Origin of the sequence: Vallitalea pronyensis (assembly GCF_018141445.1) — a bacterium.
Classification (GTDB): Bacteria; Bacillota; Clostridia; order Lachnospirales; family Vallitaleaceae; genus Vallitalea; species Vallitalea pronyensis.
In genome coordinates this window covers 4,074,491-4,099,285 of record NZ_CP058649.1, presented here as the reverse complement: position 1 = coordinate 4,099,285, position 24,795 = coordinate 4,074,491, and the positions used below count along the sequence as shown (strand labels likewise).

At 37.1% G+C, this 24,795-nt stretch carries 16 protein-coding genes; 13 read left to right on the top strand and 3 right to left on the bottom strand.

The window, feature by feature from the left end:
* Window positions 1-12 precede the first annotated feature (12 nt).
* The 5 genes from HZI73_RS17235 to gltA all read left to right on the top strand — a co-directional run bounded on the left by HZI73_RS17235 (window position 13) and on the right by gltA (window position 8,397).
* Window positions 13-1,200, top strand: a complete 1,188-nt coding sequence (locus tag HZI73_RS17235) for an aspartate aminotransferase family protein (RefSeq protein WP_212694614.1) — start codon at window positions 13-15, stop codon at window positions 1,198-1,200.
* An 86-nt stretch (window positions 1,201-1,286) separates the two neighbouring features.
* Complete coding sequence (gene carA / locus HZI73_RS17230; RefSeq protein WP_212694613.1) at window positions 1,287-2,342, top strand: glutamine-hydrolyzing carbamoyl-phosphate synthase small subunit; 1,056 nt, start codon at window positions 1,287-1,289, stop codon at window positions 2,340-2,342.
* Between the two features lie 182 nt (window positions 2,343-2,524).
* Window positions 2,525-5,722, top strand: coding sequence for a carbamoyl-phosphate synthase (glutamine-hydrolyzing) large subunit (carB, locus tag HZI73_RS17225; protein ID WP_212694612.1), 3,198 nt, complete (start codon window positions 2,525-2,527; stop codon window positions 5,720-5,722).
* Between the two features lie 396 nt (window positions 5,723-6,118).
* Complete coding sequence (locus tag HZI73_RS17220; protein ID WP_212694611.1) at window positions 6,119-6,958, top strand: sulfide/dihydroorotate dehydrogenase-like FAD/NAD-binding protein; 840 nt, start codon at window positions 6,119-6,121, stop codon at window positions 6,956-6,958.
* Window positions 6,959-7,011: 53 nt separating this feature from the next.
* Window positions 7,012-8,397 (top strand): NADPH-dependent glutamate synthase, encoded by a 1,386-nt coding sequence (gltA, locus tag HZI73_RS17215; RefSeq protein ID WP_212694610.1) that lies wholly within the window; start codon window positions 7,012-7,014, stop codon window positions 8,395-8,397.
* A 198-nt stretch (window positions 8,398-8,595) separates the two neighbouring features.
* Here the strand turns inward: gltA and HZI73_RS17210 are convergent, their stop codons facing one another.
* Window positions 8,596-9,744 carry a uroporphyrinogen decarboxylase family protein gene (locus tag HZI73_RS17210; protein WP_212694609.1) on the bottom strand — a complete coding sequence of 383 codons (1,149 nt, stop codon included), beginning with the start codon at window positions 9,742-9,744 and terminating at the stop codon, window positions 8,596-8,598.
* Window positions 9,745-9,940: 196 nt separating this feature from the next.
* Here HZI73_RS17210 and HZI73_RS17205 point away from each other — a divergent pair, with 196 nt between their 5' ends.
* The 4 genes from HZI73_RS17205 (at window position 9,941) to HZI73_RS17190 (ending at window position 16,066) form a co-directional block, all read left to right on the top strand.
* A complete protein-coding gene (locus HZI73_RS17205) occupies window positions 9,941-10,753 on the top strand; it encodes a helix-turn-helix domain-containing protein (protein ID WP_212694608.1) in 813 nt (270 codons plus the stop codon).
* A gap of 265 nt (window positions 10,754-11,018) precedes the next feature.
* Entirely contained in the window at window positions 11,019-12,230 is a 1,212-nt protein-coding gene (locus HZI73_RS17200) for a hypothetical protein (protein ID WP_212694607.1), read from the top strand.
* Window positions 12,231-12,528: 298 nt separating this feature from the next.
* A complete protein-coding gene (locus HZI73_RS17195; protein WP_212694606.1) occupies window positions 12,529-14,337 on the top strand; it encodes an ABC transporter ATP-binding protein in 1,809 nt (602 codons plus the stop codon).
* The gene (locus HZI73_RS17190; RefSeq protein WP_212694605.1) at window positions 14,330-16,066 is read left to right on the top strand and encodes an ABC transporter ATP-binding protein; all 1,737 of its coding nucleotides are present in this window, start codon (window positions 14,330-14,332) and stop codon (window positions 16,064-16,066) included. Before HZI73_RS17195 ends, HZI73_RS17190 begins: the two co-directional genes overlap by 8 nt.
* A 106-nt stretch (window positions 16,067-16,172) precedes the next feature.
* On the opposite strand, the gene HZI73_RS17185 is transcribed toward HZI73_RS17190, so the two are convergent.
* Window positions 16,173-16,751, bottom strand: a complete 579-nt coding sequence (locus HZI73_RS17185) for a uracil-DNA glycosylase (protein ID WP_212694604.1) — start codon at window positions 16,749-16,751, stop codon at window positions 16,173-16,175.
* Between the two features lie 284 nt (window positions 16,752-17,035).
* On the opposite strand from HZI73_RS17185, the gene HZI73_RS17180 reads away from it, so the two are divergent.
* Window positions 17,036-18,631, top strand: coding sequence for an oleate hydratase (locus HZI73_RS17180; RefSeq protein ID WP_212694603.1), 1,596 nt, complete (start codon window positions 17,036-17,038; stop codon window positions 18,629-18,631).
* Window positions 18,632-18,800: 169 nt separating this feature from the next.
* On the opposite strand, the gene HZI73_RS17175 is transcribed toward HZI73_RS17180, so the two are convergent.
* Window positions 18,801-19,481 (bottom strand): Crp/Fnr family transcriptional regulator, encoded by a 681-nt coding sequence (locus HZI73_RS17175; RefSeq protein ID WP_212694602.1) that lies wholly within the window; start codon window positions 19,479-19,481, stop codon window positions 18,801-18,803.
* A 157-nt stretch (window positions 19,482-19,638) separates the two neighbouring features.
* Here HZI73_RS17175 and HZI73_RS17170 point away from each other — a divergent pair, with 157 nt between their 5' ends.
* From HZI73_RS17170 to HZI73_RS17160, 3 genes are all read left to right on the top strand, one after another.
* Complete coding sequence (locus tag HZI73_RS17170; protein ID WP_212694601.1) at window positions 19,639-20,112, top strand: Fur family transcriptional regulator; 474 nt, start codon at window positions 19,639-19,641, stop codon at window positions 20,110-20,112.
* 12 nt (window positions 20,113-20,124) lie between these two features.
* Window positions 20,125-24,147, top strand: coding sequence for an acyl-CoA dehydratase activase (locus HZI73_RS17165; protein ID WP_212694600.1), 4,023 nt, complete (start codon window positions 20,125-20,127; stop codon window positions 24,145-24,147).
* A gap of 118 nt (window positions 24,148-24,265) precedes the next feature.
* Window positions 24,266-24,790, top strand: a complete 525-nt coding sequence (locus tag HZI73_RS17160; RefSeq protein ID WP_212694599.1) for a class I SAM-dependent methyltransferase — start codon at window positions 24,266-24,268, stop codon at window positions 24,788-24,790.
* Window positions 24,791-24,795 lie beyond the last annotated feature (5 nt).

The window sequence follows — 24,795 nt, the reverse complement described above, 5'->3', positions numbered from 1 at the left end:
AGAAGTGATGATATGCTATCAGTTATGGATAGAGGTAAGGAAGTATTCATGAATACTTATGCTCAGTTTCCTATTGTTTTGGAAAAAGGTGATGGTGTTTATGTCTATGACCAAGAAGGTAACAAGTATTTGGATTTTGTAGCGGGAATCGCTGTAAATGGTCTAGGCTATAATCATGCAGGTTTGCAAAAGGCTCTGAAAGACCAAGTGGATAAATTAACCCATTGCTCCAATCTGTATTGGAATGAGCCTGCTGTAGAAGCTGCTGAGTTATTGGTAAAGTTAAGCGGCCTTGATAAGATTTTCTTTTGCAACAGTGGTGCAGAAGCCGTTGAAGGTGCTATGAAACTGGCTAGAAAATATGCTGGAAAATACCTTGGTCCTGATAAAGTGGAGATCATTGCCATGAATAATTCCTTTCACGGACGTACCTATGGTGCCGTAACCGCAACAGGACAGCTTAAGTATCAAAAGGGTTTATCCCCATTGTTGCCAGGAATTAAGCATTGCGAATACAACGATATAGAGTCCCTACAAGAAGCAATGAATGATAAGACATGTGCTGTTTTAATAGAGCCTATACAGGGGGAAGGCGGCATTCGACCTGCTGAAAAAGATTATTTACAAGAAGTTTCAAAGTTATGTAAGAAAAATAATGTCCTATTGATGTTGGATGAAGTGCAATGCGGCGTTGGACGTACGGGATATATGTTTGCCTATCAACGATATGGTATTGAACCAGATATCGTAGCCCTTGCAAAAGGACTTGGTGGAGGTGTACCTATTGGAGCTATTATGGCTTCTAAGAAAGTTGCAGAAGGATTTTCTCCAGGTGATCATGCTTCCACTTATGGTGGTAATGCCCTTGTATGTGCTGGAGCAAAGGTTGTCTTAGAAGTAGTAGGACAGGAGACTCTATTAGAACAAGTAAGAAAAAAGGGCACTTACCTGAAGGCGCAACTGACAAATTTACAAGAGAAGTTTAACGATATTATAGAAGTACGTGGGCACGGTTTAATGTTAGGCATGGAAATGAATAAACCTGTTAAAGAAATTATTCTAGGGTGCATGGCTAAGGGATTACTCTTAGTAGGCTCTGGTGAGAAGATTATAAGGTTTGTACCACCACTAATTGTAGAAGAGAAAGAGATCGATTTCATGGTCACAATTTTAGAAGAGGTCATGAGCGAGATAGGATAAATAATGGTTATCCATAAGATAACCAAAAGGATATAGTGAATAAATATGCGAAAGTATATGGATGAAATTGTGAAAGGAGGGATGAGGTGGATGCTTTATTAGTACTTGAAGATGGCACGGTATTAACAGGGAAAAGTTTTGGAGCGACAACCACCGTCATAGGTGAATTGGTATTTAATACTGGGATGACGGGTTATACGGAGATTCTAACAGATCCCTCATATAAAGGGCAGGTGGTCATGTTGACCTACCCTCTAATCGGTAATTATGGTATTAATGATGAAGATATGGAATCCAGTGAGATTCAAGTGTCTGCCCTTGTGGTAAAGAGTTATGATCCCATACCTCATCATTGGCAGTGCAAAGAAAATATACACAACTATTTGGTTAAACACAATATTCCAGGTATTTACGGTATTGATACCAGAATGCTAACGAAAAAAATTCGTACCCGAGGCACCATGAAATGCATGGTAACAACGGACATCAATCATGAAGAACTGCTTCAACAGGTGGCAGAATACCCCTTACCTACCAATGTGGTGGAACAAGTATCTATCAAAAACGTTGAACATATAGGGGGACAAGGGAAGAAGATAGGTGTTATAGACCTAGGTGTTAAGCGAGGCATCATAAAACAGTTAAGAAACCTTGGTTGCGATATACATGTTTTTCCTCAGGATACCCCTGTGGATACCATCATGCAGTTTAATTTAGATGCTTTATTATTTTCTAACGGACCAGGTGATCCCAAGGATGCAGTAAAGCCCATTGAGACGGCAAAAGCCCTTATTGGAAAATTGCCAATCTGGGGGATATGTCTGGGTCATCAGATTTTAGCTTTGGCACTTGGTGGTGATACATACAAGTTGAAATTTGGTCATCGGGGCAGCAATCATCCAGTTATTGAATTACAAACCAATAAAGTATTCATATCTTCTCAGAATCATGGCTATGCTGTGGATGAATCCAGCTTCACCAATCATATGGTCAAGACTTTTGAGAACGTGAACGATCATACGGTAGAGGGATTTAATTGTCTGCCTCAGCAAATCTATACCGTACAATTTCACCCAGAAGAAGGCCCAGGGCCAGAAGACTGCCATGCTATTTTTCATGATTGGCTAAACCGGATTTCATAACGTTAACAGCAAGATAGCAAAAAGTAAGCTTTATGACTTTTCCTATTGGGAAGGTAAATATACCTAGAAAAAGTAAGCAGAATAATCGAACTAACTTTATTGAAACGCATATAAGCATTCACATCATAACATGACGAGATGTTGTCATACTAATAGCGTATATAAAAGAAAGGGTGAGACATGTGCCAAAAGACATGACAATAAAAAAGGTATTGGTCATCGGTTCTGGACCCATTATCATTGGGCAGGCAGCAGAATTTGACTACGCAGGAACGCAAGCTTGTAAAGCATTAAAAGAAGAAGGCGTGCAAGTGGTTCTTGTGAACAGTAATCCTGCTACCATTATGACGGATGATAATATTGCTGATAGAGTATACATACAACCACTTACAGTAGAAGCCCTGGATTATATCATAGATAAAGAACGACCAGACGGTATATTACCCACTTTGGGTGGTCAAACAGGACTGAATATGGCAGTCGAGCTTAAGGAAGCTGGTATCCTAGAGAAGTACAATGTGGCGTTACTTGGAACATCTTTGGAAACCATCAAAAAAGCAGAGGATCGTGAAAGTTTCCGTAATCTTATGATTGAGATACATGAGCCAATTCCTCAGAGTAAAATTGTGTGCAACATGGAAGATGGCATCGCTTTTTCAAAAATTATCGGTTTTCCGGTTATTGTTCGCCCTGCTTATACACTAGGTGGCCTTGGTGGCGGTATTGCTTATGATGAAGATACATTAAAAGATATCTTGCATACAGGGCTTATGCATAGCCGTATTCATCAAGTGCTCATAGAGCAATCCGTTGCTGGCTGGAAAGAGATTGAATATGAAGTCATGCGTGATAGTAACGATACCTGTATCATTATCTGTAACATGGAGAATATGGACCCAGTGGGCATTCACACAGGAGATAGTATTGTGGTTGCACCTTCTCAGACCTTGACGGATAATGAATACCATATGTTAAGAAGTTCAGCCATTAAGATTATAAAAGCGCTAGAAATAGAAGGGGGATGTAATGTGCAATATGCCCTCAATCCTGAGAGCAAAGAGTACATTGTTATTGAAGTTAACCCTCGTGTGAGTCGTTCTTCAGCCCTAGCATCCAAAGCAGCAGGATACCCTATAGCCAAAATAGCTGCGAAGATTGCCATTGGTTTACACCTTCATGAGATTGATAACGCTGTTACTAAAAAAACGAAAGCATCTTTTGAACCAGCCTTGGATTATGTGGTGACGAAGATTCCAAAGTGGCCTTTTGACAAGTTTGATTATGCCAATAGGAAGTTAGGTACAGCCATGAAAGCAACTGGGGAAGTCATGGCCATTGACCGAACATTTGAGAGTTCATTATTAAAAGCTGTCATTTCTCTAGAAGGTAAAGAAACAGGCTTACGTAAAGAGGCATTAGAAAAGTTAACAAGAGAAGAGTTATTCAAAGCTTTACAAGTGGTGGATGATCAGAGAATATTTGTGTTAGCTGAGGCTCTGAGAAAAGGCATGACGCCTGATACCATTCAGGGTATTACAGGTGTTGACAAATGGTTCTTAAACAAAATCAACAACATCGTTCAATTAGAAGGCGAATTGCAATCGAATCTCTTAACCAGAAACTTATTGGAGAAAGCAGAAGCATTGGGCTTTACAGATGTGGAAATACAAGAATTATCCAGTCAGTCACACGGTATGGTGGATACCATTCGCCGTGCCCATGGCATCTATCCTGTGTATAAGATGGTGGATACTTGTGCTGCAGAATTTGAATCCCATACGCCGTATTATTATTCCACTTATGAACAAGAAGATGAAAATGTCATTAGCAAACAGGAAAAAATCTTGGTCATTGGTTCTGGACCAATTCGTATTGGTCAAGGTATTGAATTTGATTATTGTTCTGTTCATGCTGTGTGGGCAACCCGTGAACTGGGTTATGAATCCATTATTATTAACAATAACCCTGAAACGGTGAGTACGGATTTTGATATTGCCGATAAGCTTTACTTTGAACCACTTTTTATAGAGGATGTGTTAAATGTCATCAGAAAAGAAACACCTAAGGGCGTTATTGTCCAATTTGGGGGTCAAACAGCCATAAACCTTGCACCTAAATTGGAGAAAAACGGTGTGCAAATACTTGGTACATCCGTGGATTCCATTGATGTAGCAGAAGACCGTGAGCGATTTGACCGACTACTACACCAATTAGAGATTCCACGACCAAAAGGCGGTAGTGTATCTTCAATGGATGAGGCATTAAAAACAGCTAACGCCATTTCTTATCCTGTACTGATTCGACCGTCTTATGTCATCGGAGGAAGAGCCATGATGGTGGTTCGCCATGATGAAGACTTGATTCAATACTTAGAAGAAGCAGCGGCTATTTCTTCTGATAATCAAGTACTTATTGATGAGTACATTGAAGGTGTTGAAGTTGAGGTGGATGCCATATCCGATGGTGAAGATGTGCTTATTCCGGGTATTATGGAACATATTGAGCGGACAGGGGTCCATTCAGGTGATAGCTTCTGTGTATATCCTCCTCAGAACCTATCGGATCAAGTGATAGATACAATGATAACCTATACAAAAAGGATTGCCAAAGCCTTAGATGTCATCGGGCTCATGAACATTCAATTCGTTGTGAGAGAAGAACAAGTATACATTATTGAAGTGAATCCCCGTGCATCAAGAACAGTACCCATATTAAGCAAAGTCACCAAAACTCCCATGGTTAAGATTGCTATGGAAGTCATATTGGGTTATAAGTTAAATGATTTACCCTATGGCAGGGGGTTAGCAAGTACCACTGGCTTGATTGCTGTGAAAGCACCTGTATTTTCATTTGTTAAACTGAACGATGTGGATGTTGCATTAACACCGGAGATGAAATCCACAGGAGAAGTCTTAGGTATTGACAGTGATTATGAGAAGGCTCTTTACAAAGCTTTTGTCGGAGCTGGCTATCAGTTTTTTGATAAAGGTAATGTGCTGGTATCCATTCATGATGAAAGTAAAGAAGAAGCATTGCCTTATATTGAACACCTTATGGCATTTGGCTTTCATATTCTAGCAAGTAAAGGTACCCATGAGTTTCTAGCAGCTAAAGGCATGGCAAGTACCCTTATAAGCTCAGATATTGAACATGTTCAAGAAAAAATGAAGAAAAATGACATTAACATGATCTTTAATATTCCAACAAAAGGTAAAGATACGAGTCGAGATGGGTTTAAGCTGCGTACTTATGCTCAACATATTGGTATACCTTGTTTCACCTGCATGGATACATTAAGAGAATATATGAAAGTGATGTCCTTTATAGAAAAGCAACAGTCCCTTGATTTTGAAACCATCGATTATTATAGAAACGTTTAAAATAGGCTGTCCTGTTATACATTTTTTTATGCTGATTTTGCCAATAGGGTTATAGATAATTTGTGTTTTCTGAGTGCTGATTTTGTTAATTTTACGCCAGCTCATAAAATGAAAAAGCTATAGACAGCATAGGATAAAAGGTGTATGATTGAGACAGTCTTTTATTTTGATAGACAAAGTAAATAGCTGTCATAAGCATAAATTATCAGATGAGCAAAGAAGTAAAGATAAATGTTATGTATGATATGCATAAATTATGTTATAATTTAAACAGACATTGTTATGAACGTTTATAAATGATTCAATGAAGGTACAAGGTAATCATAAGATAGTCTCTACTATTTACCTGATACTCAATGACAACACAATACTATTTGAAGAAGCGAGGGAAAGAAATTGTACGAGATTGTAAAGAAAAAGTCGATTAACAGCCAAGTAGAACTCATGGAAGTTCACGCACCTTTTACAGCTAGAAAGTGTGAACCAGGACAGTTTATTATACTTCGAGTAAACGACGAGGGCGAACGCATACCTTTAACAATCGTAGATTATGACCGTGAAGCTGGTACAGTGACCATTATTTATCAAATTGTGGGTTATTCAACAGAATGTTTAAGTCAATTAAATGAAGGGGACTATATCCATGATTTTGTAGGACCTCTTGGACAACCTACAGTGCTTAAAAAACATAAGCGAGTCTTGGGTATTGGTGGCGGTGTAGGAGCAGCCCCTCTTTATCCTCAGTTAAAAAAATTACATGAAATGGGTGTCAGTGTTGATGTGATTATTGGTGGACGTAGCGATGAATACATTATTTTAGAAGATGAATTCAAAGCTATATGTGATAACATCTATTTTGCTACCAATGATGGGACAAGAGGGACTAAAGGTTTTGTAACAGATGTGCTGAACACGTTAATAGAAGAAGGCAATTGCTACGATGAAGTGATTGCAATAGGACCTTTGATTATGATGAAGGCAGTGGTAGCGGTAACAAAACCCCTTAATATCCCCACAGGTGTATCCCTAAACCCAATTATGATAGATGGAACGGGTATGTGTGGCGGTTGTCGTGTAACCGTTGGTGGTGAGACAAAATTTGCATGTGTTGATGGACCAGATTTTGATGGTTTTTTAGTGGATTTTGATGAGTGTATGCGAAGACAAGGCTATTTCAAGGAGCAAGAATTACATGCCTGTCGTTTGGATGAGAAAGTAGATGCTTTGGAGAAATAAGCAAACATCGCTTGCACTTAATATAATCATAGGATAGATTAGGGGGACGAATAATGCCTAACATGAGTAAAGAAAAAGTAAAAATGCAGGAACAGGATCCGAATGTGCGTATAACGAATTTTGAAGAAGTAACATGTGGTTACACCTTAGAAGAAGCCATGGAAGAAGCAGAGAGATGTTTGCAATGTAAACATAAACCTTGTGTGAACGGATGTCCAGTAGGTGTACCCATCCCAGAGTTTATAAAGGCTGTAAAAGAAGGTCATATAGAAGAAGCTTATGAGATTATTGCAGAAGAAAACAGATTGCCAGCAGTATGTGGTCGAGTATGTCCGCAAGAGTCTCAATGTGAAGAGGTCTGTGTAAGAGGTGTGAAAGGTGAACCTGTGGGTATTGGCCGACTGGAACGTTATGTAGCCGATTATTATATGAAACATGTGGATCAAGAACTTACACCGCCAGAATCCAATGGCAAACGGGTTGCCGTGGTTGGTGGTGGACCAGCTAGTCTTACCTGTGCAGGAGATTTAGCTAAACGTGGTTATGAGGTAACCATGTATGAAGCTCTTCACGAGCTTGGCGGCGTGTTGATGTATGGTATACCAGAATTTCGATTACCTAAAGACCTTGTGCGTCAAGAATTAAAGAGCATAACGGATTTGGGTGTTAAAGTTGAAAAAAATGTGGTAGTGGGTCGCTCCATAACCATTGAAGAATTATTTGAAGAGGGCTTTCAAGCTGTTTTTGTTGGTAGTGGAGCAGGCTTACCTAGGTTCATGAAAATAGATGGAGAAAATCTAAATGGTGTCTATTCTGCCAATGAATTCTTAACAAGGGTTAACTTGATGAAAGCATATGATACCCATAGCCCTACACCTGTACGTATTGGTGAGAAGGTGGCTGTTATTGGTGGCGGTAATGTAGCCATGGATGCAGCCAGAACAGCAAAACGTCTTGGAGCGAAGGAAGTCAAGATTGTTTATAGAAGAAGCAAGGATGAACTTCCAGCACGACAAGAAGAAGTCCACCATGCTGAGGAAGAACAGATCATTTTTGATTTACTCAAGAATCCATTAAAGATTCTTGGGGAAGACGGTCATGTGATAGCCATGGAATGTATTAAAATGGAACTTGGTGAGCCCGATGAGAGTGGCAGAAGAAGACCTGAGCCAATCCAAGGGAGTGAAGAAGTTATGGATGTGGATACGGTTATCATTGCCATTGGACAAACCCCTAATCCCTTACTACGTAATACCACAGAAGACTTAGATGTTAACAAATGGGGATGCATTGTTGTCAACGAAGAAACCATGGAAACCACCATGGAAAATGTATATGCTGGTGGTGATGCGGTAACAGGTGCTGCTACGGTTATCCTTGCCATGGGAGCAGGAAAACAGGCAGCTAAGTCCATTCATGAGCGGTTGAGTTCGTTATAGTTTTATTTATGGATATATGATGATGTTTAAGAATAATGCATAATAAAAGTAAGCCACGTCAATTCGTTTATTACATGGCTTACTTTTTCTATAGCATAATCTCTTTCATGTTAAATCTGTTGAGATATCTTTATAATCATGATAACGAGTTTTGTAAACAATTAATCGTTATATTTAGGTTAGTCATGACGACTAACTTTAGTAAGCATATTCTAGACAACGCTTGCGAAAATATAAATAGTTTTCTAGGCTTACTTCTTCTGGAACACCATGGTCACATGTGGGAATATAGCCACCTCTTTTTTTCATGGTAGGCAGGATATAATCAAGATGGCGATCAATGGCTTCTTTTCCAGCTGCCAATACCCGTTTATCAATACCACCAGACATGATGAGTTCTGGATATTGTTTACCGATTTTAACCACGTCACAGCCTGATGCCACCTCAAAAGGATTCATCACATCCATACCTAATGTTTGATAAAGTGGAATGACAGGTAGCGCATTGCCATCAGTATCGACATTAAAAAATAGATGACGTTTCTTATCTATTTGTCTTTTCTTGGTGTTTGTAAGCAGTTGTTGATAATAGGGGAATAGAAATGCTTGAATCATATCCGGTGATATAAGCGGTCCGTGGTTATAGCAAATATCTTCTCCAATATAGAGTTCATCAAGGGTAATATGCTCCTGGTATTTACTAATGACCGTATCGGCTAGTGTCAGCCAAGCCTCCATGCATTCATGAATTAGATCTGGTGCATCGTAGAATTTATATAAGAGGTCTGTAGGACCAATTAAACTTCTTAAGTACATGAAACCGCCTACTACCCGTTGGGAGATGATTTTGCCTGTTTTAGCAGCCTCTTTTGCTTCTATGATCTGCTTATCAAAGTCTATATACCTTTCTTTTGATTTTGGGTTCAAGCGCCATTTACAATTTTTTTCCCATGAGTACATATCTTTTACAGGATGATCAATGTATTCAGGCATAAAACCTTCACGGCGTCCTTTGAAATACAAAACATGTCGTCCAGCAAAGTCCTGTGCAACTTCATGTTCCCCTCGATCTTCCAGTACTTTTTCTTCAAACATAGGCATAAATTCTGGCGTACACCATCCTAGACCATTCAGCGTATGACAACCGGATTCATCGTATCCAAATATCTCATCAAGGGTTTTGTCAGTTGGAAGCCCTTCCTTTTTCCAACGGTCTAGACAATAAAAGCCAAATTCTTGTTGAAAAAAAGGAGCATCTGGCGTTCCTTCATATACATTTCGGAGTTTTCTTGCACCTGCACACATTTTATCCTTTGGAACCATACCCTTAATACCATCACACATCATATTTCCTCCCTATTCTTGATATACCATATAAAAATTATCAGTCCAATAAAAGCTGGTTGATATAAATTACCTTTTGGACGAAATAACTTATATTCTCCTTGGCTTTAAGAATAGTGTACAATATATGGTTCATAATAAACATGGTATTTGCGGAAGGGAATATATACTTTTCGGCAATTAATTGGTATAATGAATCATGGACTTCCAATACTCTAAAACAAATAAAATCATACCAACAGCAAGTATTGCCTTACAATCAGTGTACCATGTACAAGCAGATGCCACCTATGATATTCACAAACAATGGAGAAATAATACAAAGGAGCTGGTAGCACTTCGAACACTCCAGGGAACCGGTGTGGTGGTCATGGAAAACAATAAGGTGATGACGCTGGGCGCACATACCTTATTATTGGTTGAACATAACAAGGTACGCCGTTATTACTGTTACAAGGAACAATGGGATTTCTGGTGGTTTACCTTTCAGATAGGTGGCATGTTGCATCTGCCTCTTAATACGATTTTATCCATTAATCCATTTCATGCGGAATCTGTACAATTTAAACAGTGTTTAGAATGTCTTAGAAAGGATAACATAAGTGCCAAAGTCTTAGCATCGGCTACACTGGGTGCATTGTTTTATCAGTGGATGGCTAAAGTTGACGAGCAACGGGATACACCCCATGCGTATCAAGAAACCATTGAACAGATTATTCAATATATCCATAACCACTTGGGGGATACCATTACAGTGAAGAAATTGGCCCATATGGCTGGTCTTTCTGAAAGGCAATTCAGACAAGTATTTAAAGAGGTTACAGGAAAATCACCTAAAAAATTTTATGATGAGCTGAGACTTAACATGTCAGCGGAATTGTTAACAAATACGTCACTATCCATTGGGGAAATAGCCATTAAGCTTGCCTATAGCAGCCCGTTTCATTTTAGCAAAGCATTCAAACAATACTTTGGTTTGTTTCCCACAAATTATAGAAAGCGTATGTCTTAAGGAATCCCATATTTTTCCTCTAGTGTTTTATATTTACTTTATTTATAATAAATGTATGCAATATAAATGACGTAGATGTCACATACAAGACACTTAATTTTTATTGCATCGTATCCCAGGTAACTGTCTATAAGGTGCACATTATAGGAAAGTTATAACGAAACATTATCTTTCGTCAACAGGATAAGTTAGCGTTTACAAGGATACAACATGAGGGAAGTAAGCATTACAAAAATAGTAAGTTTACACAATAGGAGGAAAAATAGTGAAAAAGAAGAAAAGAAGCATATTAGCATTTGTGTTAGCTGCAAATGTTTTGTTATCATGTGCACCAAGTTACGCCATTAGTCATGAGCAAATGCGAGAAGCACCTATTTATAATTTAGCTGATCGTGGTATCCTAAAAGGTGAGGGTAGTCAAATAGATGGTTCGAAAACAATTACCCGTTATCGTTCCGTTGTGATGTTACTGCGATTACTCAATCTTGAAGAAGACATGGCGAACTATGATTTTGTAGGAAAAGATACTTTTGATGATGCAAATGGCCACAATATGTACATACAACGATTGATGGGGTATATAAAAGCCCATCCTGAGCTTCATATTGCTTGGTCCACAGATGATACATTTCAACCTTATAAAGAAATAACAAGTACAGAATATGTAGCAATGTTATTGCAGGTACTTAATTACCATGATAAAGTAGACTATACCCAAGATACCGTTAAGTTGAAAGCAGAGCAAGTCGGTTTGTTTTATTATGAAAATGATGTTTTTAATGTCTATGAATTAGCGCGATTAACGTATAAAGTGTTGCAGATAATTCCTAAAGGAACAGTCAGCTCACTAGGCGAGCAATTAGGTGTACCTGTTGTGAATAAGAAGATCGATATCGAATCCGTCGAATCTATCGATGCTACCTTACAAAAAATAACCCTTAAGAGTTATCGACCTAAAGCTTTTTTAGAAACATCTTATTTTAAACTAACAGACAGCCAAAAGAATACTTTCGCTCTTACAAGCGTTTACCAAAATCCAGCGTATTGTGAATTAAGCACAGAACCACTAAAAACAAATGAGGTATATACACTCACTTACGGTGAAGATACCTATACATTTGTAGCTAAACCAGCAGATACAGAACAACCACGATTGATTTTGGCAAAACCTTTGTCCAATAATAAAATGCAAATACAGTTTAGTGAAGACATCAAACCGTATAAAATTTTAGATAGTTATATTGAAGTAATCAAATTAGACGGTATGACCAACGTTCCTGATGATTATAAAGTGGACATTACGGCCATGAATCTTGTCATGAATGAGGATGGTAGTACAGATTGGTCTACATATATTATTCATACAACACGTCAAGAGCCAGGGGAGTATCGTATCCATGTTCCTCATATCAAAGATTTAACGAATAAACCAATCGATACTGAACATTCAAAAGCGCCATATTCTATAATCCAATAACAATCTCATATTTATAAAAGCCTCCTAAAACATAGCTTAGGAGGCTTTTACAAGTTATGAAAAACTTAGTACGTCATGCGGTAGTTATCTAGTAATGTTTCTATATTACTGGTATTAATTTAATAAGGTATAATAGGATAATATTTTATTGATAATGGGATTCAAAATCATTTACATTTGATTTTTTTTATGTTACTATAATCAGTAGAGATATTGTAGAAAAGATATTTTCATTAAAGCACAACCAAAAGTCAACTACAGTATTAATTACATCTTATCTAGAGGAGGATATAAAGTAATGCCAAAACAAAAAGAAACATTTATTTTAAAAAGGTTTACACCTTATATGGACAAGAGGAGAATACTTCTACCTTTGGCATTAGTATTGTCAGCAATTTCTGCTATACTTAACATTTTGCCTTTTGTACTTGTATGGTACATCGTCCGAAATATATTATCAAACCCTCAGTCCATCAATATTTCCAATGTTAATTTCTATGCATGGCTTGCCTTTGCAAGTGCCTTTGGAGGAATAGTGGTCTATTTTTGTGCCCTTTTGAGTTCCCATCTTGCAGCTTTTCGCGTGGAAGTAGGTATGCAAAAAGTAGGTATGGAAAAGATATTATCCATGCCTCTTGGGTTTTTTGATCAGCATTCAAGTGGGAAAATACGAAAGATTGTCAATGATGGAGCAGGAACAACCCATACATTTTTAGCCCACCAACTGCCAGATATGGCAGGTAGCCTAGTTACCCCCATCATTCTTATTGCTCTAATTTTTATTGTGAACTGGAGAATGGGGCTTGCATCCCTTGTTCCTATTATTTTAGGATTTATCACCATGAGGTTTATGGTCAGTTCACAAGGAAAAGCTTTTCAAAAAAGATACTATGATTCTTTGGAAGAAATGAGTTCAGAATCAGTAGAATATATTCGGGGTATTCCCATTGTAAAAACATTTGGCCAAACGATATTTTCTTTTAAACGATTCTATAACAGTATCATCAAGTATAAAGAAATGGTGCATGCGTATACGGTCCTTTGGCAAAAACCCATGTCCTTTTATAGTGCCATTATGCAAACAGCTGCTTTCTTTATCATTCCTATGGCCATTTTTTTAGTGGGAAGAGGAGAAAATTTACCTGTTGTACTTGCGGACTTTATTTTTTACATACTTATATCACCAATTTTCACCATGATCTTAATGAAGACCATGCATTTTAGACAGAACACTTTAATTGCAGAGCAAGCAATTGATAGACTCGATAACCTTTTGACTTATCCCAGTATGCATTATACAAAGGATAGCAAAAAAATAAAACATCATAGTGTGGAGTTTAAGGATGTTGTATTTTCATACGATGGAAGTGAAAAACGCGCCATTGATAACATCAGCTTTAAGTTAAACGAAGGAGAGTCCATTGCACTTGTCGGTGCTTCTGGAGGAGGAAAAACCACCATTGCACGCCTAGCAGCTCGTTTTTGGGATGTGGATGAAGGCCAGGTGCTCGTGGGAGGTGTCAACGTTAAGGAACTATCCAAAAAAGAACTGATGAACAACATTTCCTTTGTTTTTCAGAGTACCAAGCTATTTAAAGATTCTTTGAAAGAGAATATCGTTTTTGGAAAAGAAAATGTTGGTGATAAAGAAATAAATAGGGCCATTGATTATTCTCAGTCAAGGGATATTATTGAAAACTTGCATAATGGATTGGATACGATAATTGGCACGAAAGGAACATATCTTTCAGGAGGGGAACAGCAAAGGATTGCACTTGCTAGGGCCATTGTGAAGGATGCTCCTATTGTACTACTCGATGAAGCTACTGCATTCGCCGATCCTGAAAATGAGCATTTAATACAAAAAGCGCTTAAAGAACTTAGTCGTAATAAAACGACGCTTATGATTGCCCATCGTCTTACAAGTGTGCAAAATGTTGATCGAATCTTGGTCATTAATAATGGGAAAATCGCAGAATCGGGAAGCCATGAGGAACTGTTGAACAAAAAAGGCCTATACAAAACCATGTGGGATGAATACCAGAAATCTGTTGCATGGAAATTAGTTGCTCAAGATACGGTTATAGAAGGAGGCCAATATGCTTAAATATTTTCAAAACAAATATGCTATGTCTGAAAAAGGTTCAAAAGACCTGTTACATTCAATTATTTGGTCTGTGTTGATGAATATTAGCTTTATGGTGCCTGTGGTCCTCAGCTTTCGTTTTTTGGATGAATACATGTATGAGCTTTTGAACAACACCAACAATCCAAAAGACAGCATACTCTACTATGTGATCATGTCCATCGCTTTTTTCATTGTCATGTTTGTTATTGCTTATTTTCAATACAACTCGACTTATACTAAAATCTACGAAGAAAGTGCCAAGAAAAGGATTAGCCTAGCCGAAACACTCAGAAAACTGCCTTTAGCCTTTTTTGGTAAAAAGGATATTGCGGATTTAAGCTCAACCATTATGGAAGATGCCACACAAATTGAGATGCTTTTTTCCCATTCAGTACCACAGATTTATGCATCTGTCCTATCGGTTCTGATTATGGGTGTTATGTTGTTTTTTTACAATTGGAAGCTGTCACTTGCTGTGTTTTGGGTAGTTCCTGTTGCGGCTTTAGTCTTTTATTTATCAAGGAAGCTACAAAACAATACCCACTCAAAACTGTATCATATAAAAAGGGATATTGCAGATAACATTCAAGAGGGACTTGATTCGGCCCATGAAATAAAATCTTATAACAGGGAAGAAGCATTTTCGAATACTTTAAATACAAAGTTAGACAACTATGAAACGATTATGATTAAAGCAGAGTTATTGATTGGTGCATTTATCAACCTGTCTTATGTCTTTTTGAAGCTTGGGCTGCCAAGTGTTATATTATATGGTGCCTATCTTTTAACAACGGGTTCAATCAATATTTTCACGTATCTTGTTTTTCTTGTGGTGTCGGCACGTATTTATAACCCAATCATGGATGTTATGAATCATTTTGCATTGCTTATTTATCTTAATGTCCGCATTAAACGGATGAAAGAGATGGATGCCATGCCAAGACAGGACGGAAAAATGATGTTTACTCCTTCGAATTATGATATTGAATTTAAAGATGTGGACTTCTCCTATCAAGATGGTGTGCAAACGCTAAATAATGTAAGTTTTGTTGCAAAACAAGGGGATGTAACGGCACTTGTAGGACCTTCTGGTGGAGGAAAGAGTACAGTAGCCAAGCTTTCGGCACGGTTTTGGGATATTGATAAAGGTGCTATTACCTTAGGCGGTGAAGATATTTCCCTTGTTGATCCGGAAACGCTTCTTAATCATTATTCCATTGTTTTTCAAGATGTGACACTTTTCAATTCAAGTGTCATGGATAATATACGCCTTGGGAAAAAAGATGCTACAGATGAAGAAGTCATCAAAGCTGCAAAACTTGCCAGGTGTCATGCGTTTGTTAAAAAACTTCCACAAGGATACCATACGTTGATTGGTGAAAATGGAGAACGCTTATCAGGAGGCGAAAGACAACGTATTTCCATAGCTAGAGCGATTTTGAAAGATGCTCCTATTATCCTGCTTGACGAAGCGACAGCATCGCTGGACACAGAAAATGAGAGTAAAATACAAAGTGCTCTTAGTGAGCTCATAAAAAAGAAGACGGTCTTGATTATTGCTCATCGTATGCGAACCGTTTTAGGTGCTGATAAAATTGTTGTTATTAAAGATGGGACAATCGAAGAGACAGGCTCACCTGCGTCATTAAAAGAAAAAGAAGGTACTTTTTCATCCATGCTAAAGAGGCAGCATCAAAATCATGCATAAGCTTGAAGCATACAATTCGTTTATTGTTATCAATCAACGCTTCCAGAAAGAACAAATGGTCATGTTATATTATGAAAGGTACTATAACCCTGAAAATTATTTATCATCAATATTGGTGTGAATTATTTTTTTGCATGACCTCAGTATATTTTGCTTTTATTTTTTTAAAGTCTTCCCAAGCCTCTCTTTTTTTAGTAGGATCGCGTAAGAGTGCAGAAGGATGATAAGTTGCTATTAGATAATAACCTTTTCTATCAACCCAAACACCATGCTCTTTTGTTATTCTAAAATTTTTATTTATAATGCTTTGAGCAGAAACACGTCCAAGACATACTATTATTTTAGGGTGAATTAATTTCACCTGATTTCTAAGATAAGGTAAACAAGCGTTTTTTTCTGTTTCTAGAGGATTTCTATTTCTAGGGGGTCTACATTTAACAATGTTTGCTATGTAGATTTCTTCCCTAGGAATATTTACTGAAGCTAAAATTTTATTAAAAAGTTGGCCCGACTTGCCAACAAAAGGGGTGCCGGATAAATCCTCTTGTTCTCCAGGAGCTTCACCTATAAACATTAAATGCGTATGTATATCTCCTTCTCCGAAGACCAGATGGGTTCTCGTTTTATGTAAATCACATCTTGTACAATTGTCACATATTTTTTCAAGTTCAACCCAATCAATCATAATATTTTTTCCTCATAACTATTTATAATAATTATATTATATCAAATAATCATATCGTTGAAAATGATTTATTGTCCTTTAAAAGCTATTTAAGCTGAATTAAAAAATAGAAAAAACTTGTTAGATCATAAAATAAAAAGATACTGCAAATTGATAAGAATTCAATTTAGACAATTGAGTAAGCGTGTCAAAAATTTTGACATTCCTACACAATTGTCTATTCTAAAATTAGGATAACTTTATTATTGTATAAGTAAGACCAAATGCAATATTGAAAGGATGATATGATGAACCAAATAGATAATAGAAACGTATATTTCGTGGGTGGAGGACTTGCTTCAATGGCTGGAGCGGCCTACCTTATAAGAGACTGTAAGTTAAATGGAGAGAATATACATATATTAGAACACATGGATATATTAGGTGGCAGCAATGATGGAAGTGGTAACCCTAAAGACGGCTTTTTGTGTCGTGGTGGTCGTATGCTAAATGAAGAAACCTATGAGAATTTTTGGGAATTGTTTTCTTCTATTCCATCTCTTGAACAAGAAGGGAAATCGGTTACAGACGAAATATTAGCATTTGATGATGCCCATCCAACACATTCTAATGCAAGGCTTATTGATAAAAATGGTTATGTATTAGATGTTATGTCAATGGGGTTCAATATGAATGATCGTAAGGCCATGTTAAAACTGATGATGACACCAGAAGAAGATTTAGATCATTTAAGCATACGTGACTGGTTTGGACATACGCCTCATTTTTTTGAAACGAATTTCTGGTATATGTGGCAAACAACATTCGCTTTTCAGAAATGGTCCAGTCTATTTGAGTTTAGGCGTTACATGAACCGTATGATTTTTGAGTTTTCTCGTATCCAAACATTAGAAGGTGTTACGAGAACCCCCTATAATCAATATGAATCGGTTATCCTTCCTCTAAAAAAATACTTAGAGGGTCAAGGTGTTAATTTTGACCTAAAATGTACCGTAACAGATTTAGATTTTAAAGAAGGAGAGGAAATGACAGTAACAGGTATTCATTATACAAAAGATGATATAACTTCTGAATTTATTCAACTGAAAGAAGGAGATTTGTGTATGGTTACAAATGGCTGTATGACAGATAATGCTGCATTAGGTGATTTCAAAACACCTGCACCCATGAAACCCGACAAACCTGTATCAGGTGAGTTATGGCGCAAAATTGCTGCTAAGAAAGATGGATTAGGTAATTCAGCACCTTTCTTTAATAAACCAGAAGAGTCTAATTGGGAGTCTTTTACAGTCACGATGAAAGGCAATCATTTATTAAATAAAATTGAAAGATTCAGTCGTAATGTTCCAGGTAGTGGGGCGTTAATGACATTTAAAGATTCCAAATGGTTAATGTCTATTGTTGTAGCCGCGCAACCCCACTTTAAGGCACAAACAGAAGATGAAACTATTTTTTGGGGAAATGCATTAATAACAAATGTAGAAGGTGACTACGTTAAAAAAGCTATACGTGATTGCTCAGGTGAAGAAATACTAATAGAATTATTGCATCATTTACATTTTGAGGATGACTTAGAAGATATTATGAAAGATGTTATTAATGTTATTCCTTGCATGATGCCATATGTTGATGCACAATTCCAGCCACGTGCAATGACAGATCGTCCACAGGTTGTCCCAGCTGGTTCAACAAATTTTGCTATGATTAGCCAATTCGTAGAAATACCTGAAGATATGGTATTTACAGAAGAATATTCTGTAAGAGCAGCAAGAATTGCAGTCTATACATTAATGGGATTAAATAAAAGGATTTGCCCTGTCACACCACATCAGTACGATATAAGAACATTATTAAGAGCTTTAAATACATCTTTTCGATAAGTTCATCTAAAAACAGATAGACCGCAAGCATCATTATAAATATATGAATAAAGTATATTCAGGCTCATCGATGCACAATTTTGGTGCTATTATAAAAAGCGTTGTAAACTTGCAGCGCTTTTTATGTATTTGTCTATTTTGTTTAATGGAGATATTTTCTTTAGCTTAATTATAAAGATACAATCTTTTCTAATTTTGTCAAATCGTGAATGTGTATTTTCCGTTTCTCAAAAGATAGAATACCTTCCGTTTCTAGATGTCGTAATTCTCTTGAAAGAGAGGTTCTGGAAACATTCATGTATTCAGCCCATGCTTTTTTGGAAAAAGGCAGTGTAATGCTATATGAATTATAAGTCTTGTTGCTGTAGATGAGATAACCGGCAATCTTTTCTTGAATGGAGCTTAATGAAAGAATACCAATCTTATGTTTAAGCATAAGGGTTTCGTTAGATACAGACTCGATGAAATTCAACATAAAATCTTTATCCATATGAAACAGATTTAGCAGGTCTGATTTTAGTATAAATAAAATGGTGCATGGTTTACTAACAGATACAGCATCTGGATAAACGTCTATTTTAGAAAAAATAGAGGAGGCCGCAATCAGGTCAAATCTTTTTTTTCGTTCGATAATAACCACTTTCCCTGATGGAAAAAGTTTTTGAATATCAACACTTCCAGATAAAATAATCCCTATTCGATCAGCCTTTTGAACAGGTGAGAAGATAATTTCATTTTCTTTGTAAGAAGCCGTTTTGTATTGAACATGAGAAAACAGCTTTTCTATTTCATCTAGGGATTTATTTTTAAACAGACAACATGGTTGAAGCGATAACAAAAGATTATTCATATCATTTCCTTTCAAAAAACCAAAAAGTGTATCAAGGGATACTGTTTTTTCAATTATACTATACTACAATTGAAAAGTAAATGAAAATGAATTTCGTTTTCTATAAAATATCTACATGCCATGGTAAGTAAAGATATGAAAATTTGGAGGTATGCCTATGTTGCACCATGTCTATCAACTCGGTGAAACACTCCAGACATATGGTTATAAACTGACTGTACAGCGGCAGACAGTTTTAGATGCTATGCTTAAGAACACAGATAAACATCTAAGCGCAGAAGAGATCTTTGAAAAAGTAAAAGAAATAAATCCACATATTGGTATGGCAACGGTATATCGTACCATACAATTGTTTGAAAAAATTGGCATCATTCACCAAATATTTTTAAATGACGGTATGATGCGCTATCATATGGTCAATCCAGATGAGAAACATGAGCATCATCATCTTATTTGTGAAATATGTGGAGATGTCATAGATGTTAAAGAAGATATGCTGGAAACTTTTGAAGAAAAGCTTTTATTAAAAAAAGGATTTATCGTTACCAATCATCGGGTAAAGGTATTTGGTATATGTAAGACATGTGCCAAGAAGTTAGAAGATGAGAAAAAACATAATGAAGAAGATTAAGGAGGCAAGTCAGTGTACAGCTTAGGAATTGATATAGGGTATTCATCCATAAAAGTAGTTGTAATGAACCAGAACAATGAGATGGAACTAAGTCAGTATATTCGTCATAAGGGACATGTTAAAGAAGTTTTGGAAAGTATCGTTAAAGCATTATTAAGGGATTATGATCCAGAGGATATACAGTTTGGAGCAGTTACTGGTAATGGGAGTAAGTTTTTAACAAAAACCGATGAAATTGTATTCGTTAATGAAGCAGCAGCCATCGTAGAAGGAAGTAGAAAGACAAATAAGGCCATTCAGTCCATTATTGAAATTGGTGGGCAAAGTGCTAAATATATCACTCGAATGGGTGGTGATGATAAATCCAAAATTGAAATCTCCATGAACTCCAATTGTTCTGCTGGCACAGGCTCTTTTTTAGAGGAGCAGATGTCAAGACTTAATCTAAACTTAGAGGATTATTCCATCTATGCAAGTAAAGCCAAATCCATACCTCGCATAGCAGGCAGATGCAGTGTTTTTGCCAAAACAGATATGACACACCACCAACAAGAAGGGGTACCCATTGAAGATATTCTATTGGGTTTAGCTTATGCCGTTGTTAAAAATTATAAAGGGGCTATTATGAAAAAGCTTCCTGTTAAAAAGCCCATACTTTTTGCAGGTGGGGTAGCTCATAACCAAGGTATGATCACAGCTCTAAAAGATGTGCTAGATTTACAGGATGAAGATTTAGTCATTCCAGACAATTTTAGTACCATTGGAGCACTTGGAGCAGCTGTCATTGCTAAAAAAGATGGTATTGATATACGGTTAAACAACCTCTTGCACCTTATTAAGATGGAGGATCATGTTCAGGAAGATGACAGCCAAGTGGGACTGCCTAGGTTGGCAACTTATGGTCAGCAAGACAGCTGTGACAAGCATATTTGCCAATCCATTCATAACAATGAAACAATGAATTGTTATTTAGGGATCGATGTTGGGTCCACCAGTACCAATCTTGTTCTCATGAATGAAGACCATCAGGTTGTTTCCTATCAATACCTTAGAACTTTGGGAAACCCTATTGATGCTGTACGACTTGGATTAAAGAACTTGAAGGATAACTATGGTGATAGGATTAATGTGATAGGTGCAGGAACGACAGGTTCTGGTCGTTACATGATTGGTCAGCTTATTGGAGCAGATGTCATCAAGGATGAAATTACAGCTCAAGCAAAAGCTGCAGTTACCATTGATAAAGATGTGGATACTATTTTTGAGATTGGTGGTCAGGATTCAAAATATATTTCCCTAGAAAACGGTGTGGTAACGGACTTTCAAATGAATAAAATATGTGCCGCAGGCACGGGTTCTTTTATTGAAGAGCAGGCAAAAAAATTCAACATACCTATTGATGACTTTGGCAATATTGCTCTACAAGGGGATAAACCTATCAATCTAGGGGAAAGATGTACCGTTTTTATCGAAACAAGTATTGCAGCTCAATTAGCAAGAGGTGCACAATTAGAAAATATTGCTTCTGGGTTATGTTATGCCATTGCTAAGAATTATATAGGACGTGTGGTTGGACAAAAGAAAATTGGAAAGAAAATCTTCTTTCAAGGTGGTGTGGCCTATAATCAGGGTGTTATTAATGCTTTTCGTGCCCTTACAGGAAAGGATATTGTTGTTCCGCCGTTTTTTAGTGTAACGGGTGCTTATGGTGCTGCGATTTTAACCAAAGAAAACATGAATGGTCATTCAACGACCTTCAAAGGCTTTACCATTGAAGCAAAAGAAGATTTTCTCCTAAAAAGGGAATTATTAAAGGCAAAAGTGGATCATCAATCCGTCTTTAATGAGCAAGTAAGACAGATTGTATTTGAAGATTACAAAGAAGATATCAATAGCAATAAGAAAACAGTAGGAATACCAAGAGCGTTATTTACATATGGTATGTTTTCCATGTTCCATGCCATATTTAAAGAATTAGGCTACAATGTGCTCCTATCAGATGCTACCAGTGAAGAAACCATTCGTTTGGGTCAGCAATATGCACTGGATGAGACTTGTTATCCAGTGAAACTCATTACAGGGCATGTTGCAGAGTTGGTCAAACGAAAGGTAGATTATATCTTCTTTCCAGATTTGTTTTCTGTTGATCATCCTGGCTCCATGAGTCGTGTTAACTATGGCTGTGCCTATATGCAGTTAGCATTTAAAGTCATGAAACAAGGCATGTCATTAGATAAGGAAGGTATTGAATTATTGGCACCTACCATGGCTTTCAACTTAGGAAAAGATTTTATGACAGAGAGTTTTGCGAATATGGGTAAGCAACTTGGAAAAGATGCTAACCAAACCCAAAAGGCCCTTAAGAAAGGCATGGAAGCCTACGAGCGGTTTGAAGAAAGAATGGGCGAAAATGGTAAGAAAATCCTAGAGTCTATCAAACCAGATGAAAAAGCATTTGTTATTGTATCCAAGATTTATGGCGTTGCTGATCCTGTGTTGAACATGGGAATACCTGCAACATTAATGGATATGGGTTATAAAGTACTACCATTCTATGATCTGCCAGAAGGCGATGTGTCAAAAGAACACCCCAATATGTTTTGGCCCTTTGGTCAGCATATACTGGAACCGGCTCAATTGATTAAACAGCATCCTAACTTATACGGTGTATTACTTACCCACCATGGGTGTGGACCTGATTCCGTTCTTTCACACTATTTTAGAGAAGAAATGAGTGGAAAGCCTTATCTTCATATTGAGGTAGACGAACATTCTTCTGGTGTAGGCGTTATTACGAGAGTGGAAGCTTTTATTAATAGTCTTCAAGGTTTAGAAGTAAAAGAGGCAGAGCCTGTAGAGGTCTATGCAGATAAAATTATACACAAAGAGACTAATGTTAAACGAGAGATTAAGGCACTAAAGGATAAAACAGTACTTTATCTACCATATTTATACCCTTATTCTGAGATTTTCAAAGCCTTATTCATCAACAAGGGTGTGGATGCTCGCGTGTTACCTAAAACCAGTCAGACTTCTTTGGATATAGGACGAAAGTTTACTATTACGGAAGAGTATTTTTCCTTAACGGCCTTATTAGGTGATGTTTTTAAAAAGCTTCAGTTAGAGAATGTTTTCAAAGAGATGTATGAAACAGATGCACGTCAGGATAAACTTGCCTTTTTTATTCCACAGAATGAGGGAACAGAGACAGATGGACAATATAGTCGATTGCTGAGGACGAAACTTGATGAAGAAGGATTTGAACAAGTAGATGTGATATCACCTTTTATAGAAGATACCTTGTACAATGACGAACAGGACGTACAAGCCATTTGTTTAGGATTGCTGGCTGGTGATATTATTCGAACAGCTACCAAAGATAATCGATCCACCTACTTGGATTATGTTGTGGATTTAATTAAGAATCATCGTTTAGATCTGGCTCATTTACAAGTTATAGCACGCGATATATACAAAGAATTAAGTGATGTGAGGTTTAATAAACGTATTTTAGCAACAGGGGAAGTGTGGGTACTCTATAATGATTTTCTGAACAACTTTGTTTTAACGCATCTTGAAGACAAAGGTCATCGTGTGATTTACAGCCCCCTCAGTGAAACCATATGGTTATTATGGAAGGACTTCCTTGATCAAAATACCTGCAAAAATACACCAGAGCTTCAACAAAGGTTAATGGCTTTCAAAGAGAGTATCCAAACCATATCTGAATGTTTAGCCAATGAAAGTCCTTTTGAAAAAGAGCTGGATAATCTTGCCACATCAGCAGATAGAACAGTTGGCTATTATGCTGGTGGAAATGGAAGGTATAGAGAGGCTAAGCTATTAGGACAACTAGCGGGAATAGATGGTAACATTTCTGTGGCTTCCATGTATGAGAATACAGGTATTGTACTGGGTATTTTGCATAAAGGGTTTGAAAGCAGTGAGGATAAACCTATTTTGAATCTTACTGTTGATGGCAATAAAAATGAAAACATTGAAACCAAAGTTGAATCATTTATGTACTATTTGTAGGAAGAGTATAGACGAAAGGAATGATGAATATGAAAGATAGAAAGGTATGTAAAGCGAGCACCTGCATCAGCACAATAACGCACATAGACGCCACAGGAGAGGACCTAGCAGTTATTTTATGCATGACCCAGAGGTTGTTTTTAGAGAACTTAAAATTAGGGAAGGTTATACGTTTCTTGACTTAGGATGTGGAGCAGGTGATTATAGTATTCAGGCTTCAAAGATGGTAGGAGATTCAGGCATTGTCTATGCACTGGATAAATGGAAAGAAACGACGGAAAGCCTTGAAAAAGAAGTACACCATCAAGGGATAAAAAATATTCAGACGAAAGCTTCAAGCATTGAAGATCCTTTACCCATTGACGATCATTGCGTTGATGTTTGTCTCATATCAACCGTTCTTCATACACTTGATTTGCATCAGTGCAAAGATGTATTATTCAACGAAATACATCGTATTTTAAAGAAGGATGGACGTGTAGCCATCATTGAATGCAAAAAAATTGACACACCTTTTGGACCACCTAAGAGCAATCGTTGGTCACCAAATGAGCTGGAGGAAATAATGGCGCCTTATGGTTTTAAGAAGATTAAAGATGTTGAGCTGGGTTATAATTATATGATTTTATTGAGCATTGAATAAGCAAA

Bases quoted from the DNA above. Each gene is read 5' to 3' on its own strand.
- HZI73_RS17210 (WP_212694609.1), bottom strand. From the start codon at position 9,744: ATGATGTGTGATGGTATTAAGGGTATGGTTCCAAAGGATAAAATGTGT.
- HZI73_RS17160 (WP_212694599.1), top strand. From the start codon at position 24,266: ATGCATGACCCAGAGGTTGTTTTTAGAGAACTTAAAATTAGGGAAGGT.
- HZI73_RS17205 (WP_212694608.1), top strand. From the start codon at position 9,941: ATGGACTTCCAATACTCTAAAACAAATAAAATCATACCAACAGCAAGT.
- HZI73_RS17185 (WP_212694604.1), bottom strand. From the start codon at position 16,751: ATGATTGATTGGGTTGAACTTGAAAAAATATGTGACAATTGTACAAGA.
- HZI73_RS17190 (WP_212694605.1), top strand. From the start codon at position 14,330: ATGCTTAAATATTTTCAAAACAAATATGCTATGTCTGAAAAAGGTTCA.
- HZI73_RS17170 (WP_212694601.1), top strand. From the start codon at position 19,639: ATGTTGCACCATGTCTATCAACTCGGTGAAACACTCCAGACATATGGT.
- HZI73_RS17195 (WP_212694606.1), top strand. From the start codon at position 12,529: ATGCCAAAACAAAAAGAAACATTTATTTTAAAAAGGTTTACACCTTAT.
- HZI73_RS17180 (WP_212694603.1), top strand. From the start codon at position 17,036: ATGATGAACCAAATAGATAATAGAAACGTATATTTCGTGGGTGGAGGA.
- HZI73_RS17235 (WP_212694614.1), top strand. From the start codon at position 13: ATGCTATCAGTTATGGATAGAGGTAAGGAAGTATTCATGAATACTTAT.
- HZI73_RS17175 (WP_212694602.1), bottom strand. From the start codon at position 19,481: ATGAATAATCTTTTGTTATCGCTTCAACCATGTTGTCTGTTTAAAAAT.
- gltA (WP_212694610.1), top strand. From the start codon at position 7,012: ATGCCTAACATGAGTAAAGAAAAAGTAAAAATGCAGGAACAGGATCCG.